The sequence below is a fragment of the Yersinia proxima genome, assembly GCF_902170785.1.
Classification (GTDB): Bacteria; Pseudomonadota; Gammaproteobacteria; order Enterobacterales; family Enterobacteriaceae; genus Yersinia; species Yersinia proxima.
Genome location: NZ_CABHYG010000016.1, coordinates 24,505 through 42,760 on the forward strand (window position 1 = coordinate 24,505; position 18,256 = coordinate 42,760).

Below are 18,256 nucleotides of genomic sequence, written 5' to 3' on the forward strand. Positions count from 1 at the left end.
TCCTAGAGGAACATCAGGAAATACAGTAAAAATACGTTAACAATCAGAAGAGTGACCCCAGTTGGGATCTGGGCTTTGATCACCGCATTTTTATCCGGCAGCTCCAATAGTGCAGCAGGAACAATGTTAAAGTTGGCGGCCATTGGGGTCATTAGAGTACCGCAATAGCCAGAGAACATGCCGATAGCGGCCATCACTGCCGGGTTACCACCATGCTGCAACACTAAAATAGGGATACCAATACCGGCGGTGACAATAGGGAAAGCTGCGAAAGCATTTCCCATGATCATGGTGAGTACCGCCATGCCAATAGCATAGACGGCCACGGCAATAAAGCGATGATCTACCGCCAGATATTCCTGCGTCAGATGGGCAATTGCCGTCCCGACACCCGCAGTGGTAAATAACAGGCCAAGTGTCGCCAGGATCTGCGGCAAGATAAATGCCCAGCCGATAGAATCTAATAAACGCCGCGCTTCCTGCACCGGTTGAGCGGCAGTTTCACGGGTCATAAGTACCGCAATCAGCAAGCCGAGGACACAACCGACTGTCATCGAGAATAACGTCACCAAAGTGGCATGGTTACCCGCACCAAATAACCACAGATCCAGAGCTGGAATATTATTAAACAGTAGCACGCCGATAACAGTGACAACCGGAATGGTCAGTGCCGGCAGGAATAGCCGGTTACCGAGGCGCTTGGCACTCATTTCACGTTCTTGCTCGGTGCGCTGGTGATAACTACCCAGTTTTACCCCGCCAAAACCGGCAATTAGCGCCATGATAACCACTACCACCCCGACTGTGATATTCAGAACCCTCTTTTCATCAGGCCCCTCACCCGCCAGAGTGTTTGCCAGGCGGTAAGTCCAATCTCCCACCAGGAAAATCAGCCCATACAACCCCCAAAACAGCCCGGTGGTGATACGGCGCGGGTTAGCTTTATCGCGAAATGACATGACGGCAACTATCAGTAATACCGCGCCAGCCAGCCAATATAGATATTGTTGTTGGAAAATCATTTGTCGTCTCCCTTGGTTGCCAGGGCAGACTGATTCAGCGCGGTTAATTCAGCTGCGAGATGTTTATCTAAACGTTGCAAACGATAAGCATGGATAAGGAAGGCACAGATAGCCGTCGGAATCCCCCACAACGCAATATGTAACGGCTCGGTTTGGATACCACCGGACTCCAACATGAAGTTGTGCATAAATATGATGGCACCAAAGGCAACAAAAATATCTTCACCAAAGAACAGGCCAACGTTATCGGTTGCCGCTGACATGGCGCGCAGGCGATAACGCACTTTCTCCGGCAACTCACCATAACGCGTCTTTGCCGCACCTTCAGCCATCGGAGCCAACAGTGGCCGGACCATCTGTGCATGACCGCCAAGGCTGGTTAAACCTAGCGCTGCGGTGGCTTCGCGGACAAACAGATACACAATCAATAAACGGCCAGAAGTGGCACTTTTAATTTGTGAAATCCACGCCTGCGCTCGTTCTTTCAAACCATGGCGTTCAAGTAAGCCAATAACCGCCAGTGGCAGTAACAGAATTAAGGGCAGATTACGGGTGTTCAAAAAGCCCTCACCCAGTTTTTCTAAAATAGTAGCTATTGGCATCAGTGCTGCCACACCAGTGATAATCCCGGCGCTGATCACCACCAAGACTGCGTTTATGCGCAGTAAAAATCCTATTACAATCGCCGCGATCCCAATCAGCGGCCAAAGGTTTACCGTTTGTTCCAAGGTGACTCTCCTGTCCTAAAATAGAGTTATAGGTATCTAACTTATGATGCTATTCCACCCGGGCCAGGCGGTTATGGTTGTTACTGCCCAGTTATTGCGCCGTAACGGTGATATTTTTCTGCTGAAAACTGTCACGCAAACGGCGGGCAAAATTCAAAGCATGCGCGCCATCACCATGCACACAAACCGTGTCCGCCTGCACTGGCACCCAACTGCCATCACGAGCCTGCACCTGATGACGTTGCACCATGGCTAAGGTTTGTGACAAAGCCAGATCGTCACTTTCAATTAACGCATCGGGCTGACTACGAGGCACCAGCGCGCCATCGGATTGATAGCGGCGATCGGCAAACACTTCCTGACGTGTCACCAAACCCGCCCGCTCACCCGCACGGATCAATGCGCTGCCAGCTAACCCCACCAACCGTAATGTCGGGTCGACTGCCTTGACCGCTTGAGCAATAGCATCAGCCAGCAGTGGATCTCGTGCTGCCTGGTTGTACAACATGCCGTGAGGTTTCACATGCTGCATGATCCCCCCCTCAGCCTTCACAATAGCGGCCAGCGCACCGAGTTGATAAACCACTTGGGCGTAGACTGTTTCAGGCGGTAACTGCATAGCCGTGCGGCCAAAGTTTTCGCGATCCGGAAAGCTCGGGTGTGCGCCAATCGCCACGCCATACTCAATCGCCCAGCGCACCGACTGGCGCATGGTCTGCGCGTCGCCGGCATGAAAACCACAAGCAATGTTGGCTGAACTGACCAATTGCAGCAGCGCCTGGTCATTGGTACAGCCTTCACCTAAATCCGCGTTTAAATCCACCTTCATTTGGCCTCCGTGCATTTAACCTCCACAGTCCACAGTATCGAAGCCTTGCTGTAAGCCCCATTCAATCTGCTGCAAGAAATGTTGTTGTTCTGACTTGGCACGGAGCGCTTCTTCTACAGTACAAGGCACAAAATGCACCGATTCCCCGAGACGAAGTTGTGCCAAATGGTAGAGATCAGCTTCAATCACGCAGGCAATTCGCGGGTAACCACCGGTAGTTTGTGCGTCAGCCATCAGCACAATAGGCTGACCGTTATGCGGCACTTGTACCACTCCGGGCAATAAGCCGTGGGATAGCATTTCACGGGATGTGGTGCGCGCTAACTCACGCCCGCTCAGGCGATACCCCATCCGGTTACTTTGCGGGCTGAGTTGCCAGGCTTCTCGCCAGAAAGCACCCTGTGAAACATTATCAAATTCATGATATTCCGGCCCCGGTAGGGCACGCACACGGTTACCAAATAACAATTGTTTGATACCGACAGATTCACGCGGCAAGCGTGTCGGTTGACCCAATGGCAGGCAGTCACCCTCTTTAATAAGCCGCCCCTGATAACCACCAAACCCTGCCTTCAGATCCGTGCTGCGTGACCCCAGCATTTCTGGCACATCAATACCGCCAGAAACCGCCAGATAACTGCGCATACCATGATGCGGCACACTGAGTTTTAACTGCTGACCCGGCTTGACCGGATAGCGCCATCCCGTCCAGAGCAGTTGATCACCCAACATAGCTTCACAACCCGCGCCCGTTACTGCAATCCAACCCGGTTGGGTAAACTCAGCAGTGAATTGGCCTAATGTAATTTCCAGCCCAGCAGCACCCGCCTCATTGCCCACCAGCATATTCGCCATACTCAGCGCCGGTAAATCAAGAGCCCCGCCCTGACTAATGCCTAAGCGACGAAAACCGCCACGGCCACTGTCTTGCACCGTGGTATAAATCCCTGAACGAATAATCTTCAGCATACGCCCTCCTTTAAAGGCAAGAAGCGCACATTATCACCAGGACGCAACAAGGTTGGCGGCATCTCTAATGGATTAAACAATGCCAGCGAGGTGCGGCCAATAAGTTGCCAGCCACCCGGCGTTGCCAGTGGATAAATCCCCGTTTGGCTGCCCCCGATCCCGACAGAACCGGCGGGCACAACCAGACGTGGCTCTGCGCGTCGTGGGGTTGCCAGTTGTTCCGGCATCCCCCCCAAATAGGAAAAACCCGGTTGGAAGCCAAGGAAATAGACGATATAACTCGCCCCCGCGTGGCACTCAACCACCTGACGTTCAGTCATACCGGTATGACGCGCCACCTCAGCCAAATCGGGCCCAGCTTCACCGCCATAAATCACCGGGATGGTGACATCACGTGATTCAGGCACTAATGACTCACTCTCTTCCCACCAACGTTGCAGCCGTTCAATAGCATCCAGCGAGGTATTCTGTGGGTCTGCCAGCAATAGCGTCAGGTTATTCATGCCAGGGATGGCTTCAAGTACATCGGGATGATGAATCAGACGATCAGCTAACCCCCAAATCCGTTGCTGACTTGCTAATGTAACCGGCGGCTCCAGCTCCAGAACCACCGCACTTTCTCCCAGTAAATAGCATCGCGCTCGTTGCACTCCCGTCCCCCTGATTAATTTCTAGCTTTCATTTTTATATAAATACTCGTTATAAGTTTATATTTATGCGTTAGCGTCTGGCCGCTGTCAATAGAACTGAATTATCTAATAGCTACGAGTAATCACTAAACCTGATGAAAAGGTCAATATTAATCCCTGAAAATGGTTGTTTTTATAGTTTTTTCACCATCCCAGAAGGATAGATACGATTTTTTTCTTATTTAGAATCAGAGTACAGCGAGAAGATATTCTTAAAAACCACCATCTTGTCCTCCATACACTGCCAGATGATGATTTTAAATAGCTGACAAGAGAATAAGACCTTGTTTTATGTATGGTTTAATGATGCTTTGGTGGGGGGATATCTGCGGCAGGTTACGCACCGATACTGATTACCGGTGCATAATGTAGCATTGGGTCAAGCTGGATTAGGGATATCGATAAAGATAACGTCGAGTTGATGATGGTTAGCAAGCCATTCACCCAGTGCTTTGATGCCATACCGTTCCGTCGCATGGTGCCCTGCGGCATAAAAATTCACCCCCATCTCACGGGCAATATGAATTGTCTGCTCAGAAACCTCGCCAGTGATGAATGCGTCAACGCCAAATTCAGCCGCTTGCTGAATATATCCTTGCCCGCCTCCAGTACACCAGGCAATACGGCGCACATCCGCTGGTGCGCGATCACCACAATGTAAGGCCGGACGCCCCAGTAACTTTTCCAGCCGTTCACGCAAAATGACTGCATTTAATGGCGTATCAAATTCACCATAGGGTAATAGGGGCTCAATTTCTCCCTGCACCCGAATCCCCAGTAACTTCGCCAACTGCGCGTTATTGCCCAATTCCGGATGTGCATCTAACGGCAAATGGTAACCATACAGATTGATATCGTTGGTTAGTAACGTTTTCAGTCGGTTACGTTTCATTCCCCGCACAACTGCCGGTTCGTTTTTCCAGAAATAACCGTGATGAACCAAGATAGCATCGGCCTGTTGCCCAACCGCCGCATCCAGCAATGCCTGACTGGCCGTCACGCCAGTTACTATGCGCCGAATCTCCTCACGCCCCTCAACCTGCAATCCATTGGGTGCATAATCCTGAAATGCCGAGGTATTCAGCTGGTTGTTGAGTAGAGCTTCCAGTTCTATATTGCGCATTTTATCAATCTCATTAAATACCCGTCATCTTTCAAACTTCAGGTGTGTTGGCTGCTCTCGCTCACCCGAATCACTTACCTGTGTAAGCTCATCGGGACTCCCTCCTTTGCCGCCTTCCTGCATCTTGAAATCTATAGGGTATGTCAAAAATATAAACGGACAGTTAAAAACGACGACTATCACCTTGATCCATCAAGATAAAATCAACCCCCGTATCATTACCTTGTTCTAGCTCGGCCGCAATCACTTTCCGCACATCCTGACCCTGTTGGAATGAGGGTTTGATATGGCTGATAATCACTGGCAAGCCTTTTAACGGTTGCCCTTCTCCGCTGTATTTCTCAAGGTTTTTCAATTCTTTCAGCAACCACTTAGGGGTCATGTGGCCGTACAACTTGCCATCATCCACCTCGTTCGGATAAGACACTTCAATAATCATCCCTTTCAACTGCTGCTGTTTGACCTTTTCCGCCAATTTACGCCACACCGTATCCAGATTTTTCGACTTTTCTATCTCATCCGGGCCTGTATCACCAAAATAGGCGAATGCAGCATTATTGCTGGTGATGAGCAACATTGAAGAGGGGGATTTATCATGACTTAAGGGATACATCTCGCCGGTTAAACGAGTCAGTCCCAGGCTTAATGATTGAGCCGGGCGCACCAGTTGCATCCGGTAAGTCCCTAAACGCGTGCCACTGCCGCTGTCAGTAAAATTGGGCCAGACGCGCCAGTTAAAATAGTAGTTTCTCAGCACATCGATAGTATCAGCTGATGCATAAATAGTTTTTTTGCTGTCTTCCGGCGAGCCGATAATCAGGCCAGACACATGATCAAGATGGGCATGACTGATGAAATAACTGTTAATGCGCTGACGGAAAATGTAGCCCTGCCGAGTCAACGGCGCAGCCATTTCATCCGTAATATCAGAGAAATTGCCTTTATCTAATGCTTTGGCTATCCCCGGCAGCACCGAACCGGCATCCAGTGCTAAATACACCGGCTGGCTATCATCGCGTATCAGGTAAGAAGTCAGGTTGCCATCACTGACGCCACCATCCACGCCAAGTGCCACCACTTCAAACCCTGCCGCAACCAGGCTGCTATAAAGGCTAAAAGAGAGAACCAACCCGACATTAAACAACCTGTTACTGCGCTTCTTACTGCTGGTTTTACTGGCTGTCGATGCCGGTTGAGTCGAAACATAGGTCAAAAACATGAAGGCTCCTTGTTGTTAGGGATCCTTGCTGCCATCCCGCTTAGCGGCTTCAAATGCCGCGAGTGTCGCCAATCTGGCTTGCTTATGATCCACCAGCGCTGGTGGGTAATCCAATGGTTGTTGTTGTCGCTCAGCCCAACGCCATGGCTGGTGGATATCACGGTCTGGTACCGCCGCCAGTTCAGGTAGCCAACGCCGAATAAACACGCCGTCTTGATCAAAACGTTCACCCTGCGTGGTGGGGTTAAAGATACGAAAGTAAGGTGCAGCGTCTGTCCCGGTTGATGCTGCCCATTGCCAGCCGCCATTATTCGCTGCCAAATCACCATCCAAGAGTTGTGACATAAAATAGCGTTCACCTTGTCGCCAATCGATGAGCAAATCTTTAACCAGAAAACTGGCGCTGATCATTCGCAGGCGGTTATGCATCCAGCCCGTTTCATTTAGCTGTCGCATGGCTGCATCGACAATAGGATAACCTGTTCGCCCTTGCTGCCAGGCGATTAATTGCTGTTTGGAGTGATTCCATAATACCGTATCAGTCCAACCAATAAAGGGATGATGCTGGCATAACCGTGGATAAGCTACCAATAAATGGCGGTAAAATTCGCGCCAGATCAATTCATTAAGCCAAATAAAAGCCCCGCCATCGACATTTTCCAACACCTCTGGACATTCTGCGCGCAAGCGATTAACACATTGGCGGGGCGAAAGAATTCCCAGAGCAAGATAAGGTGACAGGCAACTGGTGCCCGCCACTGCAGGGAAATCACGTTGTTGCTGATAATCCTGAACATCCTCACGACAAAAACTGCGCAAGCGCTGTAATGCGGCTTCTTCACCCGCCGGAAATAGCTGGCTGTCTACCGGTTGTTGCGGGTAATCGAACGGAGCCAAGGGCTGTGAGGGGATCACCGCTGCGGTAGTGCGAGCTTTCGGTGCGGGAACACTGCGGCAATCACTCATCATTAAGCGCTGGATAAAAGCACGGCGAAACGGAGTGAATACTTTATACATTTCATTATTACCGGTCAGGACACTGCCCGGCGGCAATAACACACTGTCATGAAAACCATGGCAGGCAATCGCATGATGACTCAGTTTTGTCATCAATGCCTCATCGCGCATCCGCTCATTCAGCTCATACTGATGGTTATAAAACAGTGCATCCACTTGCTGTTGCTGACAAAAATCATCCAACCAGGTAATAGAATCCTTAAAATCATCACACTGATGATAGTGCAGTGGGATCGCCCGCGCGGCGAGTGCATCCTGTAGCAATTGCAGGTTTTGCAGCAAAAATGCGGCCTGCCGCGGTGCCATATCATGTGCGGCCCATTGTGCGGGGGTCGCAATAAACACCGCAATCACTGTCGCTTGCGAGTCCTGACACGCCGTATGCAATGCCAAATTATCAGTGACGCGTAAGTCATTACGAAACCAGACCAGATGCGTTGCCATTGCTTATCCTTGCTCTGAGTAAAAAGTAAAATAGTGCTGACTGGCCAGATAGTCATTTGGAAACTCAATCATATAAGCTGTTATCTGGGCGATAGGCACACTCAGGGGCAATTCACCTAAGCGATATTGGTCAATCAGTTGCGCTAGCGCCTGACGCTGAGTAGAGGTGAGATAAGGTCGGAAATAGCCCTGCACATGCATCAATACATTGGTATGGTTCGCCACTGTTGGAGAATGAGAGAGTAGTTGTAGCAAACGCTGGCGATACTCAGCGGTAAATTCAATCAGTGATGACCATTTATCCATTGACGCAATAAAAGGTCCAATTTCACGGTATTCCGGTTGTGAATGCGCCAATAACACTAATTTATAGCGACTATGAAACGCCATCAATTGGCCTCGAGTGATACCTGCTGCGCATAGTGCATCAAGTTCATCGCGCGCATGGCAATATTCAAGACTCTGTTTCATTTGATTGTTTTGCGGCATCTCATTCTCCATCGACCAATAAAAAAGCCCATGAGCATTCACTCATGAGCCTTTCACTTTACTGCAATTTACCGCTGTAAACCTGATAGTTTATCTCAGTAAAAATATTGCGGTGCCGTTTCTGACTGTGCCAACCACACCGGTTTATCACTGGTTTTCACCCAGACACGGTGCAAATAGCTATAAAAACGGGCGCGATCTTTGCGAAATAGCATGACAGGCAGCGCCAATAACCCCACCAGAATCACAGCGATGCGACGCAAGATCACTTGATGTAATGGGTATGCGTTGTAAATGGACATAATAATCCTCCTTTAAAACGCCGTTGTGTAACAGCTAACCCTATTAACCGCAGGCCTATTACCGCTTGGCGTTGAAAGTAAAATAAACAAATTGGAAACTGAGCAAAATTTTACCGCATTGGTTGAAACTTTACCACTCATCCGACCACTCAATCGCATAAAAAAAGAAAAAAAACACCCATTCTGTAATTTTGTTACAGCAAGGTTAATTCTATTTTAGAATTTGTTGCACCGGCGTTACTGGCAATTTATCAATTAGAAAAGCAGGTGTATTCACCTAAGAAATACCTATTCCGTTAACACAATTGAATAATGCACCGCGCCACTGATTAATTTACACGTATTTTCAGCTCACTTTCTGTTCGTTTTTATACTTTTTTTACACGCCTTCCCATTTTTTTATCAAGAACTTTTCTTACAACTTCCTAAGCTGCTGTTATCAAAAAATAAGGACTGTGGAGGTATATCGTGAGTGTCAGCATCATATGCGGTGCGCTACTGGTTCTACTGCTATTGGGCTATCTGGTTTATGCCTTATTTAACGCGGAGGACTTTTAAATGGCGGCATCAGGATTTCTGCTTATTGCCAGCTTTATGCTGGTGTTGTTGGTACTAGCCCGTCCATTGGGAAGTTTTCTGGCACGCCTTATCGAAGGCGAACCCTTTATGCCATTGCAAAAAATTGAGGCCGGTTTATGGCGTTGTAGTGGAGTAAAAAATGTCGAGATGAACGGCTGGCAATATGCGCTGGCTATTCTCCTGTTTAATATTCTGGGCATTGCACTGCTGTTCGCACTATTAATGATGCAAGGCTCATTACCCCTGAATCCGGAACATATGCCAGGGATGTCGTGGCATCTGGCGCTGAATACGGCGGTCAGTTTTGTGACTAACACCAACTGGCAAGCCTATAGCGGTGAAAATACCCTCAGCTACCTCAGCCAAATGGCTGGCCTGACCGTACAGAACTTCCTCTCTGCCGCCACCGGTATTGCGGTTGCTTTTGCACTGATTCGTGCATTTGCCCGCCATTCGGCAGCCACATTAGGTAATGCCTGGGTCGATTTGGTGCGCATCACGTTATATGTCTTATTACCGATTGCACTGATCATCGCTCTTATTTTTGTCAGTCAGGGAGTATTACAAAATCTGGATGGCTACCTGCATATCACCACATTGGAAGGTGTAAAACAGACCTTACCGATGGGGCCAGTAGCTTCACAGGAAGCGATAAAAATGCTGGGAACCAATGGGGGGGGCTTCTTTGGTGCCAACTCTGCCCATCCGTTTGAGAACCCGACGGCATTTAGCAACTTTGTCCAGATGCTGGCTATCTTCCTCATCCCCTGTGCCCTGTGCTTCGCGTTCGGCCAGGTGGTTGGGGATACCCGCCAGGGCCATGCGCTTATCTGGGCTATGTCACTGATTTTTGTGGTGGCGGTGGTAGTGGTGATGTACGCCGAGCTGGCCGGTAACCCCCATCTCATCAAGCTGGGCGCGGACAGCAATATCAATATGGAAGGTAAGGAATCACGCTTCGGTATTCTCGCCACCAGCATGTATGCCGTAGTCACCACCGCGGCATCTTGTGGTGCGGTTAACGCCATGCACGACTCCTTTACCGCGCTAGGTGGCATGGTGCCGATGTGGCTGATGCAGATTGGCGAAGTGGTGTTTGGCGGCGTCGGTTCTGGTTTATACGGCATGCTGTTATTCGTGCTACTGACGGTGTTTATTGCCGGACTGATGATTGGTCGCACCCCAGAATACCTTGGTAAAAAAATTGACGTTTTTGATATGAAAATGACTGCGCTGGCGATTCTGGTCACGCCCGCAGTCGTGCTACTTGGCACCGCACTGGCACTTTGCACCGATGCTGGCCGTGCAGGCATTCTTAACCCCGGCGCACATGGCTTTAGTGAAGTGCTCTACGCCCTCTCCTCAGCAGCCAACAACAACGGCAGCGCCTTCGCGGGCCTGAGTGTCAATACACCGTTTTATAACCTGTTGCTGGCTGCAGCGATGTTTCTGGGGCGATTCGGGGTGATTTTGCCCGTGTTGGCAATTGCCAGCTCCCTGGTGGCGAAGAAACGCCAACCGGCGGGCAACGGCACCCTACCGACTTCGGGGCCACTGTTTATCGGCTTACTGGTGGGCACCGTGTTATTGGTGGGCGCATTGACCTTTATCCCCGCACTGGCCTTAGGCCCGGTCGCCGAACATCTGCAAGTTTGGTTAACACGTTAATTATTTTAACAAAAAGAGAGAATGACGATGACCCGCAAACAACGTGCAATTTTTGAGCCTGCACTGGTTCGCACTGCACTGCTTGATGCCGTGAAGAAACTGGATCCTCGGGTTCAGTGGCGTAACCCTGTGATGTTCGTGGTGTATCTGGGCAGTGGGCTGACCACCCTGATTTGGCTGGCTATTTTAAGCGGACAAACCACCGGTAGTGCCATGTTTACCGGCAGTGTTGCCTTGTGGCTGTGGTTTACCGTGCTATTTGCCAACTTTGCCGAAGCACTGGCTGAGGGGCGCAGTAAAGCGCAAGCCGAAAGCCTGCGTGGTGTAAAAAAAACCAGTTGGGCGAAAAAACTGTCCGAAGCTCGCTTTGATGCGCCGCAAGAGAAAGTCTCTGCCGACAGTCTGCGCAAAGGCGATGTGGTACTGATTGAAGCGGGCGACACCGTGCCCTGCGATGGTGAAGTGCTGGAAGGCGGTGCTTCAGTCGATGAAAGCGCCATTACCGGTGAATCTGCGCCGGTTATCCGCGAATCCGGCGGCGACTTCTCCTCCGTCACCGGCGGCACTCGCGTGCTGTCAGACTGGCTGGTGGTCGAGTGCAGCGTTAACCCCGGCGAGACTTTCCTCGACAGAATGATTGCCATGGTTGAAGGCGCGAAACGGCGCAAAACACCCAACGAAGTGGCATTGACCATTTTGCTGGTGGCACTGACCATCGTCTTCTTGCTGGCTACCGCGACGTTGTATCCATTCTCAGTCTTTAGTGTTGAGGCTAATCAAGCTGGCTCACCGGTCACTATCACCGTGTTGGTCGCACTGTTGGTTTGCCTGATCCCAACCACCATCGGCGGTTTGCTCTCTGCCATTGGTGTCGCCGGGATGAGCCGCATGCTGGGGGCTAACGTCATCGCCACCAGCGGGCGCGCAGTTGAAGCGGCAGGAGATGTTGATGTGCTGCTGCTGGATAAAACCGGCACCATCACTTTGGGTAACCGCCAGGCATCCGAGTTTTTACCGGCACCGGGTGTGACCGAGCAACAACTCGCGGATGCCGCGCAACTCTCATCTCTGGCCGACGAAACACCGGAAGGCCGCAGTATTGTGGTGCTGGCGAAACAGCGCTTTAACTTGCGCGAACGAGACTTGCACAGTCTAAATGCCACCTTTGTGCCCTTCTCCGCGCAAACACGGATGAGTGGTGTCAATGTTCAGGATCGGATGATTCGCAAAGGGGCTGTCGATGCTATCCGCCGTCATGTGGAATCCAATCAAGGCCACTTTCCACGCGCAGTAGAAGATGCCGTAGAAAGTGTCGCGCGCACCGGGGGGACGCCATTGGTGGTTGCTGATGGCCCTCGCGTGCTGGGTGTGGTTGCACTAAAAGATATTGTTAAAGGTGGCATAAAAGAACGTTTTGCGGAACTCCGTAAAATGGGCATTAAAACCGTGATGATCACCGGCGATAACCGGCTAACAGCAGCGGCTATTGCTGCTGAAGCTGGAGTGGATGATTTTCTGGCCGAAGCGACGCCAGAAGCCAAATTGGCATTGATTCGTCAATATCAAGCAGAAGGTCGGCTGGTAGCAATGACCGGCGATGGCACCAACGACGCCCCCGCGCTGGCACAAGCTGACGTAGCGGTAGCGATGAACTCGGGGACTCAAGCCGCCAAAGAGGCGGGCAACATGGTGGATTTGGACTCTAATCCGACCAAGTTGATTGAAGTTGTTCATATCGGCAAGCAGATGTTGATGACCCGTGGCTCATTGACCACCTTCAGTATTGCCAACGATGTCGCCAAATATTTTGCCATTATTCCGGCTGCATTTGCGGCGACTTACCCGCAGCTCAACGCCCTGAATGTGATGCAGTTGCACTCACCGGCCTCGGCAATATTGTCGGCGGTTATCTTTAATGCGTTGATCATCGTGTTCTTGATTCCGTTGGCCCTAAAAGGGGTCAGTTATAAGGCGATGAGCGCCGCCGCCCTACTGCGCCGTAATCTGTGGATTTATGGTTTGGGTGGTTTATTGGTGCCATTTGTCGGGATCAAACTCATCGACCTGGTGCTGACCGCCTTGATAATGAGTTAACTGCCCGACTAACAATATTTTGCAATGGCCACCGCGCTTTGACGGTGGCCGGTTATAAGACTCAAATTGAGGTAATAGAAGATGTCATCGACTAGCAATATGTCATCCACCACCCGCATATCATACCTGCGCCCAGCTCTGGTTTTACTGATATTACTGACACTTATCACCGGAATAGCTTATCCTCTGCTGACCACCGGGCTGGCCAAACTGATGTTTTCACAGCAAGCAAACGGATCACTGGTTATGCTGGGTGATGAAGTGGTCGGCTCCAGTTTGATCGGCCAAAACTTTACCCAACCGGAGTATTTTTCTGGTCGCCCATCAGTAACAGCAGATATGCCTTATAATCCAATGGCATCCGGTGGCAGCAATCTGGCTATCAGCAACCCAGAGCTGGATAAAGCTATCACTGAGCGCGTGAAATCACTGCGTCAGGCAAACCCGACGCAAACAGGGCCGGTGCCGGTTGATCTGGTGACCGCTTCCGCCAGTGGCCTCGATCCGCAAATTTCACTGGCAGCGGCCTATTATCAAGCACCGCGCATTGCCAGCATTCGCCAGATGCCGCTGTCTGAGGTGAGACAGTTGATTGATAACAATGTACAAAAAGCGACACCTAATTTCTTTGGTGAATCCGTGGTCAACGTACTGAACCTGAATATGGCGCTGGATGCCCAAAGCCATGTGAAAGTCCCGGCGACTTCGACAAAATCTTAAGGACATAACATGGTGGATGCAGAACCAACCCGCCCAAACCCTGACAGCCTGCTTGCAGCTGCGAATGAAAAGTCTCGCGGTCGGCTAAAAGTCTTTTTTGGGGCTTGCGCGGGGGTGGGCAAAACCTACGCCATGCTACAAGAAGCCCAGCGCCTGCGTGCTCAAGGGCTGGATGTGTTGGTCGGCGTGGTAGAAACTCACGGGCGTAGTGAAACGGCCGCATTGCTGGCGGGGCTGGATATCTTGCCACAAAAGCGGATTCATCACCGCAATCGCCAGGTGCGCGAGTTTGATTTGGATGCTGCCCTCGCCCGCCACCCAGCCTTGATCCTGATGGATGAACTGGCACACAGTAATGCTCATGGCTCGCGCCACCCAAAGCGCTGGCAAGATGTGGAAGAGCTGTTGGATGCCGGTATTGATGTGCTCACCACTGTCAATGTGCAGCACTTGGAAAGCCTGAATGATGTGGTTGGGGGGGTAACGGGTATTCGGGTACGGGAAACTGTACCTGACCATATGTTTGATGAAGCCACGGAAGTGGTTTTAGTCGATCTTCCCCCCGATGACCTGCGTCAGCGCCTCAATGAAGGCAAAGTGTACATTCCTGGGCAGGCGGAACGGGCTATTGAGCATTTCTTTCGCAAAGGCAACTTGATTGCATTACGCGAACTGGCCTTGCGCCGTACTGCTGATCGGGTTGACGACCAGATGCGTGCCTTTCGCGACACACAAGGGCGCGAGCGTGTTTGGCACACCCGCGATGCCATCTTATTGTGTATTGGCCATAATAGCGGTAATGAAAAACTGGTGCGCACTGCTGCCAGATTGGCAGCGCGGTTAGGATGTATCTGGCATGCGGTCTATGTTGAAACTCCTCGTTTGCACCGCCTGCCCGAAGCTAAGCGCCGTGCCATTCTGCGCACCCTCAAACTGGCACAAGAACTCGGAGCTGAAACAGCAACCTTATCCGAGGCTGGTGAAGAACAGGCGGTATTACGTTACGCCCGCGAACACAATTTGGGCAAAATCATTATTGGCCGCCGCACGGAAAAACACTGGAAATTACGTGGCAGCTTTGCCGATCGCTTGGGGAAACTCGGGCCAGATTTAGATTTGGTGATTATTGCGCTGGAGGGTGATAACCCGACCAATACAGTGAAAGAGACGGACTCGCGTACTTTCACTGAAAAGTGGCGTATGCAATTACGCGGCTGTGCTGCCGCCATCGGCTTGTGCGCACTGATCACTATATTATCGCAATGGCTAATACCGGGATTCGACCAAGCCAACCTGGTGATGGTTTACTTGCTGGGTGTGGTCATTATTGCGCTGTTCTATGGCCGCTGGCCTTCAGTATTGGCAGCTGTTATCAATGTTGCCAGTTTCGATCTGTTCTTTGTCCAGCCACACTGGTCGCTGGCAGTCACTGACGTGCAATATTTGCTGACTTTTGCTGTCATGCTGATTGTCGGTATCGTGGTGGGGAACTTGACTGCTGGCGTGCGTTATCAAGCCAGAATTGCCCGTTACCGCGAGCAACGCGCGCGACATCTGTATGAAATGTCTCGTGGATTAAGCCGCGCCCTCACCCCGGCGGATATTGCCAAAACCAGCCGTCATTTTCTTTCCAGCAGTTTTCAGGCCAAAACGGACCTGTTACTGCCACAAGAGGATGGGCGTTTGCAACAAATCACTACCGACGAAGGTGCGGCACTTTCCGTTGATGAGGCCATTGCCCGCTGGAGCTTTAATAAAGGTGCTCCCGCCGGTGCAGGCACCGATACCTTGCCGGGAGTGCCTTATCAATTGCTGCCACTCACGGCAGCGAAACAAACTTATGGTGTACTGGCGATTGAACCGGCTAACCTGCGCCAACTCATGGTGCCGGAGCAACAGCGTTTGCTGCAAACTTTTACCAGCCTGATTGCCAACGCATTAGAAAGGTTGCATCTGGCTCGCAGCGCCGAATTGGCCAAGCTGGATGCGGAACGCGAACAACTGCGTAATTCTCTGCTCGCCGCGCTTTCTCATGATTTACGTACGCCACTGACAGTGCTATTTGGTCAGGCGGAAATCCTGACTCTGGATCTGGCCGCTGAAGGCTCACGCCACGCGCCACAGGCAAACCAAATCCGTCAACAAGTGCTGAGTACCACCCGACTGGTCAACAATTTACTCGATATGGCCCGTATCCAATCGGGTGGATTTAATCTGCGCAAAGAGTGGCAGTCACTGGAAGAGATCGTCGGCAGTGCGTTACATATGCTGGAAACTGCTTTGAATCATCACCACATTCGTGTCGAGTTACCGGATGAAATGGTGTTGATCAATTGTGATGGCAGCTTGCTGGAGCGGGTATTTATCAATCTACTGGAAAATGCCCATAAATACGCCGGTTACGATGCATTGCTGGGAATTCGCGCCACCGTGCAAGGTGAGTGGCTCAATGTCGAAGTCTGGGATAATGGCCCTGGAGTCACGGCTGGGCAGGAACAACTGATTTTTGATAAATTTTCTCGTGGTAACAAAGAGTCAGCGATTCCGGGAGTGGGCTTGGGTTTAGCCATTTGTCGTGCCATTATTGATGTACACGGTGGGCGCATCTGGGTTGAAAAGAGTCAAGAGGGGGGCGCAAGTTTCCACTTTACCTTGCCACTGGAGAAAGCGCCGGAAATTGAAGGTGAAAATATTGATGCTGAAAAATGACTATATCGCCGACTAACATCCTCATCGTCGAAGATGAAAAAGAGATCCGCCGCTTTGTCCGCATTGCGCTGGAGAGTGAAGGCTGGCGCGTATTTGAAAGTGAGACCCTACAACGGGGGCTGATTGAGGCTGGCACACGCAAACCGGATCTGATCATTTTGGATTTGGGTTTGCCAGATGGTGACGGCCTGACTTATATTCAGGATCTGCGCCAGTGGAGCGCCATCCCTATTATTGTGTTATCGGCCCGTAGCAGCGAAGAAGACAAAGTCGCAGCGCTGGATGCTGGTGCTGATGACTATCTCAGCAAACCTTTTGGTATCAGTGAATTACTTGCACGAGTACGGGTGGCTTTGCGCCGTCATAGTAGCGGCAGCCAGGAAAGCCCATTGGTGAATTTTGCCGATATCAGTGTGGATTTAATTAACCGCCAGGTCACACGCGCCGGTGTTGACCTCCATCTGACCCCCATCGAGTTTCGCTTACTTTCAGCGTTATTGGCGAATGCGGGTAAAGTCATTACCCAGCGCCAATTACTCAACCAAGTTTGGGGGCCGAATTATGTTGAGCACAGCCACTATCTGCGCATTTATATGGGTCACCTGCGCCAGAAACTAGAAAGCGACCCTACACGACCGCAGCACTTAATTACGGAGACCGGTGTCGGCTATCGTTTTATCCCATAACGATTGATTCGCTATAAAACGCCTTTAAGGCTATGAATAATAAACCTAACGGCGTAGCATCAGGATTTTAATGATAATAGGTCTTATTTATTATGAGCACTTGGTTGATTTACGCCCTGCTGTCTGCCCTCTCCGCTTCTCTGGTCGCTATCTTCGGTAAAATAGGTTTGCAGCATTTGGATGCCAATACCGCCACTGCGGTTCGTGCTGTGGTGATGGCACTATTTTTAGTTGGCGTAGTGGTTATTCAAGGGAAATTCAATCTGGTTGGTGCAGTATTAGCAGATAAAAAAGCGCTCTTGTTTGTGGTGTTAAGCGGTGTCGCTGGGGCATTATCCTGGCTGTTTTACTTTATGGCGATCAAAAATGGCAATGTTTCACAAGTCGCGCCAATAGATAAACTCAGTGTGGTTTTCGCGGTTATTCTGGCGTTTATTCTATTTGGTGAGAAAATTTCATTAATTGCCGGGCTAGGTGTAGCACTGATTACCGCCGGGGCCTTAATGGTGGCATTAGGGTAATTATTATCAAAGATAATATTTTCAAGCCTGTTCTTCAGGCTTACTCTATTCGAGCTTGTCGCAAATAATGAGATTCGGTAATTTTACTCATTAATGGGTGGCGTAATTAAGCTAAAACCATCTCAATATTAAAGAGCCGATTCATAAAAGCAGAACTTTCCCGTAGCTCTCCTTCTTTCATTAAACGAGTGATAACGTAACCGTATGACGAATGTTTATCGGTATTGAATATTTTAGGCTGTTTTTCTACAGGATAAGGTTTAACACCCGTTTAAGGAATTGATTGGCGGTATTTTTATTTCGTATAGACGAAAAGTAAAAATCTAATGAACTCATCGGGATTGAGCCGTACCAACGTAAGCAGCACAGGATGATCTCGGGTATAAAATGTTTCCATTTGAAATCGCGAAGAGCCATGTGGATTCATTGAAGAAAGGATGAATAGCCT

At 50.3% G+C, this 18,256-nt stretch carries 17 protein-coding genes and 1 pseudogene; 7 read left to right on the top strand and 11 right to left on the bottom strand.

Translation table 11 applies throughout. The features are described 5' to 3' along the window. Positions 1-2: 2 nt before the first annotated feature. From FTB31_RS13865 to FTB31_RS13910, 10 genes are all read right to left on the bottom strand, one after another. Positions 3-1,022 carry a DUF979 domain-containing protein gene (locus tag FTB31_RS13865; protein WP_227720605.1) on the bottom strand — a complete coding sequence of 340 codons (1,020 nt, stop codon included), beginning with the start codon at positions 1,020-1,022 and terminating at the stop codon, positions 3-5. Then, positions 1,019-1,750, bottom strand: coding sequence for a DUF969 domain-containing protein (locus tag FTB31_RS13870; protein WP_050077784.1), 732 nt, complete (start codon positions 1,748-1,750; stop codon positions 1,019-1,021). Before FTB31_RS13870 ends, FTB31_RS13865 begins: the two co-directional genes overlap by 4 nt. A 91-nt stretch (positions 1,751-1,841) precedes the next feature. Then, positions 1,842-2,579, bottom strand: coding sequence for a 5-oxoprolinase subunit PxpA (pxpA, locus tag FTB31_RS13875; RefSeq protein ID WP_077293633.1), 738 nt, complete (start codon positions 2,577-2,579; stop codon positions 1,842-1,844). Between the two features lie 15 nt (positions 2,580-2,594). Next, entirely contained in the window at positions 2,595-3,548 is a 954-nt protein-coding gene (pxpC, locus tag FTB31_RS13880) for a 5-oxoprolinase subunit PxpC (protein WP_077174347.1), read from the bottom strand. Beyond that, entirely contained in the window at positions 3,542-4,198 is a 657-nt protein-coding gene (gene pxpB, locus FTB31_RS13885; RefSeq protein WP_077174348.1) for a 5-oxoprolinase subunit PxpB, read from the bottom strand. The genes pxpC and pxpB overlap by 7 nt, the downstream gene beginning before the upstream one ends. Before the next feature lie 418 nt (positions 4,199-4,616). After that, positions 4,617-5,360: a type 2 GTP cyclohydrolase I gene (locus FTB31_RS13890; protein ID WP_077293469.1), complete on the bottom strand. Its 744-nt coding sequence runs from the start codon at positions 5,358-5,360 to the stop codon at positions 4,617-4,619. A gap of 163 nt (positions 5,361-5,523) precedes the next feature. Continuing rightward, positions 5,524-6,579, bottom strand: coding sequence for an MBL fold metallo-hydrolase (locus FTB31_RS13895; RefSeq protein WP_175628031.1), 1,056 nt, complete (start codon positions 6,577-6,579; stop codon positions 5,524-5,526). A 15-nt stretch (positions 6,580-6,594) separates the two neighbouring features. Beyond that, positions 6,595-8,040: a deoxyribodipyrimidine photo-lyase gene (gene phrB / locus FTB31_RS13900; RefSeq protein WP_227731489.1), complete on the bottom strand. Its 1,446-nt coding sequence runs from the start codon at positions 8,038-8,040 to the stop codon at positions 6,595-6,597. A 3-nt stretch (positions 8,041-8,043) separates the two neighbouring features. After that, positions 8,044-8,529 carry a YbgA family protein gene (locus FTB31_RS13905; RefSeq protein WP_077174350.1) on the bottom strand — a complete coding sequence of 162 codons (486 nt, stop codon included), beginning with the start codon at positions 8,527-8,529 and terminating at the stop codon, positions 8,044-8,046. 95 nt (positions 8,530-8,624) lie between these two features. Continuing rightward, positions 8,625-8,831 carry a YbfA family protein gene (locus FTB31_RS13910; RefSeq protein ID WP_005163391.1) on the bottom strand — a complete coding sequence of 69 codons (207 nt, stop codon included), beginning with the start codon at positions 8,829-8,831 and terminating at the stop codon, positions 8,625-8,627. A 468-nt stretch (positions 8,832-9,299) separates the two neighbouring features. Here FTB31_RS13910 and FTB31_RS21590 point away from each other — a divergent pair, with 468 nt between their 5' ends. The 7 genes from FTB31_RS21590 (at position 9,300) to FTB31_RS13945 (ending at position 17,808) form a co-directional block, all read left to right on the top strand. Then, entirely contained in the window at positions 9,300-9,389 is a 90-nt protein-coding gene (locus FTB31_RS21590) for a K(+)-transporting ATPase subunit F (protein WP_032819844.1), read from the top strand. Next, positions 9,390-11,078 carry a potassium-transporting ATPase subunit KdpA gene (gene kdpA, locus FTB31_RS13920; protein ID WP_227720611.1) on the top strand — a complete coding sequence of 563 codons (1,689 nt, stop codon included), beginning with the start codon at positions 9,390-9,392 and terminating at the stop codon, positions 11,076-11,078. It begins immediately after the preceding gene. A gap of 27 nt (positions 11,079-11,105) precedes the next feature. Further along, positions 11,106-13,172, top strand: coding sequence for a potassium-transporting ATPase subunit KdpB (gene kdpB, locus FTB31_RS13925; protein ID WP_050077767.1), 2,067 nt, complete (start codon positions 11,106-11,108; stop codon positions 13,170-13,172). Positions 13,173-13,253: 81 nt separating this feature from the next. Next, positions 13,254-13,892, top strand: coding sequence for a potassium-transporting ATPase subunit KdpC (kdpC, locus tag FTB31_RS13930; protein ID WP_175631675.1), 639 nt, complete (start codon positions 13,254-13,256; stop codon positions 13,890-13,892). Between the two features lie 9 nt (positions 13,893-13,901). Beyond that, complete coding sequence (gene kdpD / locus FTB31_RS13935) at positions 13,902-16,601, top strand: two-component system sensor histidine kinase KdpD (RefSeq protein WP_227731490.1); 2,700 nt, start codon at positions 13,902-13,904, stop codon at positions 16,599-16,601. Next, complete coding sequence (gene kdpE / locus FTB31_RS13940; RefSeq protein ID WP_050077762.1) at positions 16,598-17,287, top strand: two-component system response regulator KdpE; 690 nt, start codon at positions 16,598-16,600, stop codon at positions 17,285-17,287. Before kdpD ends, kdpE begins: the two co-directional genes overlap by 4 nt. A 92-nt stretch (positions 17,288-17,379) precedes the next feature. After that, positions 17,380-17,808: an EamA family transporter gene (locus FTB31_RS13945; protein WP_050077760.1), complete on the top strand. Its 429-nt coding sequence runs from the start codon at positions 17,380-17,382 to the stop codon at positions 17,806-17,808. A 157-nt stretch (positions 17,809-17,965) separates the two neighbouring features. On the opposite strand, the pseudogene FTB31_RS13950 reads toward FTB31_RS13945, so the two are convergent. Next, positions 17,966-18,225: pseudogene (locus FTB31_RS13950) on the bottom strand (DDE-type integrase/transposase/recombinase); the annotation flags it as partial. Between the last annotated feature and the right edge of the window lie 31 nt (positions 18,226-18,256).

What these genes read in the sequence shown, in the direction of transcription:
- FTB31_RS13945 (WP_050077760.1), top strand. Translation starts at nt 17,380, where the DNA reads ATGAGCACTTGGTTGATTTACGCCCTGCTGTCTGCCCTCTCCGCTTCT.
- kdpB (WP_050077767.1), top strand. Translation starts at nt 11,106, where the DNA reads ATGACCCGCAAACAACGTGCAATTTTTGAGCCTGCACTGGTTCGCACT.
- kdpA (WP_227720611.1), top strand. Translation starts at nt 9,390, where the DNA reads ATGGCGGCATCAGGATTTCTGCTTATTGCCAGCTTTATGCTGGTGTTG.
- kdpE (WP_050077762.1), top strand. Translation starts at nt 16,598, where the DNA reads ATGACTATATCGCCGACTAACATCCTCATCGTCGAAGATGAAAAAGAG.
- pxpC (WP_077174347.1), bottom strand. Translation starts at nt 3,548, where the DNA reads ATGCTGAAGATTATTCGTTCAGGGATTTATACCACGGTGCAAGACAGT.
- kdpC (WP_175631675.1), top strand. Translation starts at nt 13,254, where the DNA reads ATGTCATCGACTAGCAATATGTCATCCACCACCCGCATATCATACCTG.
- kdpD (WP_227731490.1), top strand. Translation starts at nt 13,902, where the DNA reads ATGGTGGATGCAGAACCAACCCGCCCAAACCCTGACAGCCTGCTTGCA.
- FTB31_RS13895 (WP_175628031.1), bottom strand. Translation starts at nt 6,579, where the DNA reads ATGTTTTTGACCTATGTTTCGACTCAACCGGCATCGACAGCCAGTAAA.
- FTB31_RS13905 (WP_077174350.1), bottom strand. Translation starts at nt 8,529, where the DNA reads ATGCCGCAAAACAATCAAATGAAACAGAGTCTTGAATATTGCCATGCG.
- pxpA (WP_077293633.1), bottom strand. Translation starts at nt 2,579, where the DNA reads ATGAAGGTGGATTTAAACGCGGATTTAGGTGAAGGCTGTACCAATGAC.
- FTB31_RS13865 (WP_227720605.1), bottom strand. Translation starts at nt 1,022, where the DNA reads ATGATTTTCCAACAACAATATCTATATTGGCTGGCTGGCGCGGTATTA.
- FTB31_RS13910 (WP_005163391.1), bottom strand. Translation starts at nt 8,831, where the DNA reads ATGTCCATTTACAACGCATACCCATTACATCAAGTGATCTTGCGTCGC.
- FTB31_RS13890 (WP_077293469.1), bottom strand. Translation starts at nt 5,360, where the DNA reads ATGCGCAATATAGAACTGGAAGCTCTACTCAACAACCAGCTGAATACC.
- phrB (WP_227731489.1), bottom strand. Translation starts at nt 8,040, where the DNA reads ATGGCAACGCATCTGGTCTGGTTTCGTAATGACTTACGCGTCACTGAT.